This window comes from Bacteroidota bacterium, from assembly GCA_036522515.1.
Lineage (GTDB): Bacteria > Bacteroidota > Ignavibacteria > UBA10030 > SZUA-254 > VBOC01.
Map to the genome: position 1 here is coordinate 1 of DATDFQ010000042.1, position 6,582 is coordinate 6,582.

At 57.8% G+C, this 6,582-nt stretch carries 5 protein-coding genes; 2 read left to right on the forward strand and 3 right to left on the reverse strand.

What is annotated here, in order from left to right; translation table 11 throughout:
• Nucleotides 1-155: 155 nt before the first annotated feature.
• Complete coding sequence (locus tag VI215_06300) at nucleotides 156-842, reverse strand: hypothetical protein (protein ID HEY6191925.1); 687 nt, start codon at nucleotides 840-842, stop codon at nucleotides 156-158.
• 378 nt (nucleotides 843-1,220) lie between these two features.
• Between VI215_06300 and VI215_06305 the strand changes: the two genes are divergently transcribed.
• Both VI215_06305 and VI215_06310 read left to right on the forward strand, forming a co-directional pair.
• The gene (locus VI215_06305; GenBank protein ID HEY6191926.1) at nucleotides 1,221-2,150 is read left to right on the forward strand and encodes a proline dehydrogenase family protein; all 930 of its coding nucleotides are present in this window, start codon (nucleotides 1,221-1,223) and stop codon (nucleotides 2,148-2,150) included.
• Nucleotides 2,151-2,206: 56 nt separating this feature from the next.
• Nucleotides 2,207-3,319 carry a DUF2911 domain-containing protein gene (locus tag VI215_06310; protein ID HEY6191927.1) on the forward strand — a complete coding sequence of 371 codons (1,113 nt, stop codon included), beginning with the start codon at nucleotides 2,207-2,209 and terminating at the stop codon, nucleotides 3,317-3,319.
• 56 nt (nucleotides 3,320-3,375) lie between these two features.
• On the opposite strand, the gene VI215_06315 is transcribed toward VI215_06310, so the two are convergent.
• Together VI215_06315 and VI215_06320 are read right to left on the reverse strand one after the other, a co-directional pair.
• A complete protein-coding gene (locus VI215_06315) occupies nucleotides 3,376-6,057 on the reverse strand; it encodes a protein kinase (GenBank protein ID HEY6191928.1) in 2,682 nt (893 codons plus the stop codon).
• Nucleotides 6,058-6,240: 183 nt separating this feature from the next.
• Nucleotides 6,241-6,582: rhodanese-like domain-containing protein (locus VI215_06320; protein ID HEY6191929.1), on the reverse strand; the 342-nt coding region annotated here is incomplete at its 5' end.

Here is a 6,582-nt window from a genome sequence, read left to right on the forward strand (position 1 = left end):
CTACAAATATAATACACTAACGAGCTTTTGCGAGGGGCACAGATAGATTTTTTTCTCGCATGATCTCACGCTCGGAGCCCCTTCGACGGAGGAACATCCGGAGGGGTTTTCACACAGTCTGAGAGCGTGGGAACGAGAAAGCTGAACAAGACCGCTCAGGGATTCTTCGCAAACGACATGGAAATGATCGGATGAAGCTCCCACGCGGTGTAGGAGTGCATCGGAGTAGGCCCGTGTCCCTGCTTTCCGCGGGGATCGATTGTGCCGTCGTTGCGCAGGTGCGAGGCGTCGAAGAAAAGCTGCCCCTTGATCTTCACATGGACGCGGTGTTGCATGATGTTTCCGCGGGTTCCCGGTTCGTTTCCCGCCAGCAGGCGGTCGCGGATGAATGTCCGCACCCTTTCACACGAATCCTTGAGCGCCGGATCGTCCACGAACGGGGGGTAGGGGACTTCGACGATGAAACAGGAGTCGCCCCAGGTGCTGTCGCTTCTCAATTGAATGTGGTAATCTCCGTCGCGATGTGTCCCGCTTGCGCGCTCGAGCGCGACGAGGTGCAGCCACGCGGTGGTCGTGACGATGGTCCCCTCCTTCGCGGCTCCGGGGCTTGCGGGGTTGGTGATGCGCGCGCTGTCGGGGGCCTCCGAGGGCGTGCCGATGGGCGACCCGAGTGACAGGAGTTTGCGGATCGTGATGGTTTTCGTCTTCGGGCTGGCGGGAAGGGATGTCTTGACGAACCAACGTTCCGATCCGGGCTGGACGTCGAGGGTCTGTCCGAAAGTGGGAACGGGACCAAGCGCCAGGAACATCAGCACGAGGAAAACTCTGTTGGTCAAACTCATTCTGATTCCTTAGATTCGTTTTTGAAGCACGCCTAGTATCGGGATATCGTGGGCGTAAGTCAAGTGACGATTCGTGTCATGCCGGGATGAAAGACCGCAGGCTAAAGCCTGCGGCTACCAAACCCGAGGCGTCGGGTAACGACCAATCCTGAAGCATCGGTAGGCGCGACCTTCAGGTCGCGTGAAATGTCTTCCCGTAGCGGCGTGATGCGGCGCAGAGCGCCGCGGTATGCGTTCCCACGCGGAGCGTGGGAGCGAGCGAAACGTCTCTCCACCTCGTCATGCTGACATGCTCCTGGTCAGCATCTTTCAACTCTTTTTGGACATCTGAACCGGAAATCGTTACATTAGAACCCGAACTACTTTCAGGCGTGATTGATGGGTCTTGCGCGATCGGCATTGCTCTGGGTCTCCGATAACCAGACGTTGAGGCAGAGGCTTCCCCGCTACGGTTTCGTGCGAAGGGCCGTGAGGCGTTTCATGCCGGGTGAAGAGCTTGCCGATGCGCTGAGAGCGGCCGGGGAATTGAAGTCGAGCTCCATCAACACGATCCTGACCCGGCTGGGTGAAAACATCACCGAGCCGGCCGAGGCGGAAGAGGTAAGAGATCACTACCTGGATGCGCTCCCCCGGATCAAAGAGGGGGGTCTCGACGCCTACCTTTCCGTGAAATTAACCCAGCTCGGTCTCGATCTGAGCGAAGAATTCTGCCTGAAGAACCTCACCTCTATTATAGAGCGTGCAGATGCGTTGGGAAATATGGTCTGGATCGATATGGAACAGAGCAAGTACGTCGACCGGACGATCTCCGTATTCAAGCACGCCCGTTCCAGGTTTTCAAATGTCGGATTGTGTCTGCAGGCGTACCTCTACCGCACGGAGAAGGATCTCGACGGCCTCCTCCCCCTGCGACCCGCAATCCGGCTCGTGAAGGGCGCGTACGCCGAACCGGCCGATGCCGCTTACCCGAAGAAATCGGACGTCGACGCAAATTATCAAAAGCTGGCCGGCTCGCTTCTCGCGAGCGCAAAGAATAACGGTGGACTGGTGGGAATTGCGACTCACGATCCCGCCTTGATCAGGTATGCCGCAGAGAAGGCCTCCGAAGAGGGTCTCTCAAAAAGCGGCTACGAGTATCAGCTTCTGTACGGCATACGAACGGAGGAGCAGCTCCGGCTGGCACGGGAGGGCTACCGCGTGAGGTCGTTGATCAGTTACGGAACCTTCTGGTTCCCATGGTACGTACGCCGCCTCGCGGAGCGGCCCGCAAACGTCTGGTTCGTGGTTAAGAGCATGATGAAGAGCTAATTAATTTACTACTGAAAGGGCATCAAATGATTCGACAAATCTTTTTTTGCGCTACAATGACCATGTTGTTCGCCGGACTTGCAGCGGCGCAAACAGGGCAGGTCAACAGCTTCCTGACCAGGCTCGGTCAGGATACGATCGCCGCTGAAAACTCCAGCATCGATTCTCACGGCATGAGGGGGATAAGCGTCGTACGTTCCCCGCGTGTGACCGTACGGGAGTTCTCGGCGCAATTCGATTCCACCGGGAATCTTGTGAACTTTCACCTGAAGTCCACCGGATCGAACGGCAGCGTCGGAGAGCGTAATTACGCCTATACGAACGACAGCGTAAAGGTGGTTAACAAACAGGATACCAACACCCAACGCTACACGGTTGCCGCCAAGGATCGGCCCTTCCCATTCTCCATCGATATCTTTGCCGGGTGGCAGTGGTCCCTGCAGCGCGCGCTCGGGAGCGGCAAGAAAGAATTCAGCGTTCTGGCCGGGAAACGAACGATCGGGTATACCATAAAGGAGACGGCCACAGGCGGATTGGAGCTTTCGAATCCGGAGCGCGATTTTGCGCCGATCATGGTGGAGTTGGGGAAAGGAGCTTCGATCAGAAAATTCGACCTGACCGGAACGACCGACAAGTTTGTCGCGGAGCGGGTCCCGCCTCTCGACGTCCTGGCGATGTCAAACGAATATCTGGCCCGTGAAAAATCCGGAAAGCCGATCGGCGTACTTTCACCCCGCGATACCGTTCGCGCCGAGATCAACGGAGCCCACGTGATGCTCGACTACGGCCGCCCGTCCGTCCGGGGCCGGACCATATTTGGAAATGTCGTTCCGTGGGACAGCGTCTGGCGAACGGGGGCGAACGCGGCGACCCAACTGATAACGGACAAGGAACTCCGGTTCGGTTCCGTTGTCGTTCCTCCCGGGACATATTCCGTATTTTCCATCCCGGGCGTAAAGCAGTGGACGCTGATCATCAACAGTCAGCACGGCCAGTGGGGGACAAACTACGATCAGTCGAAAGATCTGGGGCGTGTTCCGATCGGGATCAAGTCGCACGATGAACTTGTCGAGAAGTTCACGTTCGAGATCACTTCAAAGGGGAACGAAGGGCAGATCGGATTCAAGTGGGAGCACACGGAAGGGTCGATCCCCTTTACGGTGCGGTAAACTGTCATCCTTCGCGGAGTTTACACTGAGCGAAGCGAACGTGCTCAGGATGACAATTATTTCTTCTTCAACTCCGCATCCCAGTTCGCCACCATCGTAATCGGCTGGGTCAGGCCGGCCGGAGATACGGAAACGAGGAACCTGGTGCCGTCGGCCGTCACATCGCTGGCCGCGGCAGGCCCCCGGGCATCCAGGTCGAAGAGCTCGTGCTCGGCGCCGATCTCAATTCCGGCGGGCGAAGCCTTGATGTCGACGGCGATCAGCTTGCGGTTGTTAGAAACGAAATAGAGTTCTTTCCCATCGCCTCTCCAGATCGGAACCACACCGCCGGATCTCGACACCTGCCATTGCGCCCCGGAATTTGAGACCGGCCGGATATAGATCTCAAATTGCCCGGAAGCGTCGGACATGTATGCAAGCCATCGTTGATCCGGGGAAAACCTTCCGAGCACTTCAATGAATTGAGTTTTTAGAAAATTAATCGGCTCGCTTTTGCCGTTTAACGGGAGCAGCAGGAGATCGACCTTCGTTTTTGCGTCGCCCGTAGAATAGAACGCGAGAGACGTTCCGTCCGGAGACCAACTCGTGGCAACATTGCTGGTGCTTGAAGCATAGAGAAGGTGCGCGGTATCGGATGTGACCGCGCTTTTCACGTAAATAGCCGTCCGGGCCCCCCGGGACCAGCCATAGGCGATCGACTTGCCGTCGGGTGACCAGACAGGATTGTTCTCCGTGGCCGGATCGAACGTGAAACGGGTGCGCACGCCGCGCGCAATCTCACTGAGCCAAATGTCTCCCGTGCCCGTTTGCGGATCTTCCTGCGCATAGGCGATCTGCTTTTGATCCGGAGAGAGTCTTGCGTTTGCGAGTGACGCCCCCTCGGCGAGCGACTGGACCTCCCGGCCGGATCGGTCTACAAACACCAGCCTGTTCAGCGCGGTGAATCCTCCCTGATAGAGAAGAATCCCGGTACCGGATGCGGTAAATGAGGCCTTTGATCTGGGTGTACCGTAGAGGATGTTCTCGGCGACCGGGACGGCATCGCCCGTGAAAGAAATCTTTTCCGGATCAAAGGGACGAGCCATGAGGGCTTTCTGCTGGAAGTAGAGCAGATGTCCCTGTACGAACGCCATATTGGACGAGGCATGAAAGAGCTCAACTCGAAACGATGTGTCGGCAAGCGACCCGGCAAGGATCCTGTCCTGTTCGCTTGCGCCGCCGGCGCCTATCGTCTGGGTCGCATAGAGAAAGTGGACGCCGTCCGGAAGAAACAAGGGCCACCTGTGATTATCCTCCTTATGGCTTGAATCGACGCGGGTGATAACGACCGGCGCTCCTCCCACCGCTGCAACTTGTGAGAGTCCGCTGGTGTTGTCCGGAGCAAAGAGAATAACGCCCGCGGAATTCCACGTGCCGCCCCGGCCGTTCGGCGCCTCACAAATTGTCAGGACGGGACCGCCGGTCGCATCGACTCTCTTCATGCGTCCATCAGCGAAGAAGGCAACCTGCCTGTTGTCCGGAGACCAGAAGGGGTAGATCGCGCCATCCGTTCCAGGCAACTGGAGTGCGACGAGCGATCGAAGGGATTGTACGAAGAGAAAGGATTTTCCCACCGTGTCCTTCCCCACGAACGCCAGCGTCCGGCCGTCGGGAGAAAGAGCGATATTTCCGCCGAATCGAGATTCCAGCGTGACCTTATCCGGCGGATGAATATATGATCTCAAGACGGGAGAATCCGCAACGCGCTCGCGAAAATGGATGAAAGAAAGAGCTCCAAGCGCAACCGCGAATACCGCCGCGATGATCCAGGGAATCAACGAAATTGTTCGCTTTGACGGTGCCTCGGGTTCCGGATGTTCGAGGGGCTGTGCGCCGGACGATTGATAGACCGGGCGGGTGGCGGTCACGCGGCTCACCCTTGAGCGGCTCGATTCCCGCTTGAACTTTCGAAGATCTTTACCGGCTTCGGCGATCGACTGGTAGCGGTCGCGCGGATCTTTCTCCAGGCATTCGAGCACGATGGCGTCGAGCCCGGCGTCGATCTCAGGCTTGACGGTGGACATCGGCGCGGCGTCGACGTTCACTATCTCATACATCAGCGCCGTCTCGTGCACCCCCCTGAAGGGGAGCAGGCCGGTGAAGAGCTCGTAGAGAAGCACCCCGAAGGAGAAGATATCCGATCGATGATCGGCATCCTGTCCCTGGATCTGTTCGGGCGACATGTAGCCCGCGGTCCCGACAGTGCTTCCCTCTTTGGTCAATCTCGTGACGTTGCCTCTGAGCTTGGCGAGGCCGAAATCCATCACCTGAACGATGCCGTCCTTGCGCACCATGACGTTTTCAGGCTTGATGTCCCGGTGGATGATCCCCTTTTCGTGCGCTGCCGCAAGCCCGTCGGCGATTTGAATCCCGATATCCATCGCCTGCTTGGATGTAAGCGTCTCTCTCACTTCGCGCAGCGTCTTTCCTTCCACGAACTCCATGACGATGAACATTTGTCCCTCGTACTCCTGGATGTCATGGATCGTGCAGACGTTCGGATGGTTCAACGCCGAGGCGGATTGCGCCTCCTGGGCGAAGCGGGCTTTGTCCTGTTGAGAAGCGGATGCGTGAGCGGGAAGGAATTTCAAGGCCACCATGCGTTTGAGCTTGGTGTCCTCCGCTTTGTAGACGACTCCCATGCCGCCCTCGCCGAGTTTCTCGAGAACCTTGTACTGCAGGATGGTTTGGCCGATCATGGAGGGAAATCTACAGATAAATAAGGGAAGTTCAAAGAGGAAGGGGGGCGCAGAGCGCCCCAGGATGCGTTCCCACGCGGAGCGTCGGATAGAGAAAATCGATTGTCATCCTGAGGAGCGAAGCGACGAAGGATCTCACCGGTCATCGACTGGCGAGATCCTTCGCTGCGCTCAGGATGACATTTACTTCTTCGTCGAATCGGCTTTTTCCGGCACTTCGACCGGCAGGTCCATACGGCCGCCCCATTCGTCCCACGAGCCGTCGTAGAGATGCACCGAATAGCCGAGATAACGCGCCGTGAAATAGACGGCGCTGGCAGTTTGTCCAACATGGCAATACGTGGCGACCTCCTCCCCCGGTTTCACGCCCGCCTTTTCGAACAACTCCTTCAGTTTCGGAACGGGAAGCAGCTTGTTCGTGGTGTCGAACAGGGTGTTGAAGAACAGGTTCTTGGCGCCCGGAATGTGTCCGAGGCGGCCCTGGCCCGGGGTCGTGCCGTTGTAGAAGTTCGGCGCCCGCGCATC

What these genes read in the sequence shown, in the direction of transcription:
- VI215_06300 (HEY6191925.1), bottom strand. Translation starts at nt 842, where the DNA reads ATGAGTTTGACCAACAGAGTTTTCCTCGTGCTGATGTTCCTGGCGCTT.
- VI215_06305 (HEY6191926.1), top strand. Translation starts at nt 1,221, where the DNA reads ATGGGTCTTGCGCGATCGGCATTGCTCTGGGTCTCCGATAACCAGACG.
- VI215_06310 (HEY6191927.1), top strand. Translation starts at nt 2,207, where the DNA reads ATGACCATGTTGTTCGCCGGACTTGCAGCGGCGCAAACAGGGCAGGTC.
- VI215_06315 (HEY6191928.1), bottom strand. Translation starts at nt 6,057, where the DNA reads ATGATCGGCCAAACCATCCTGCAGTACAAGGTTCTCGAGAAACTCGGC.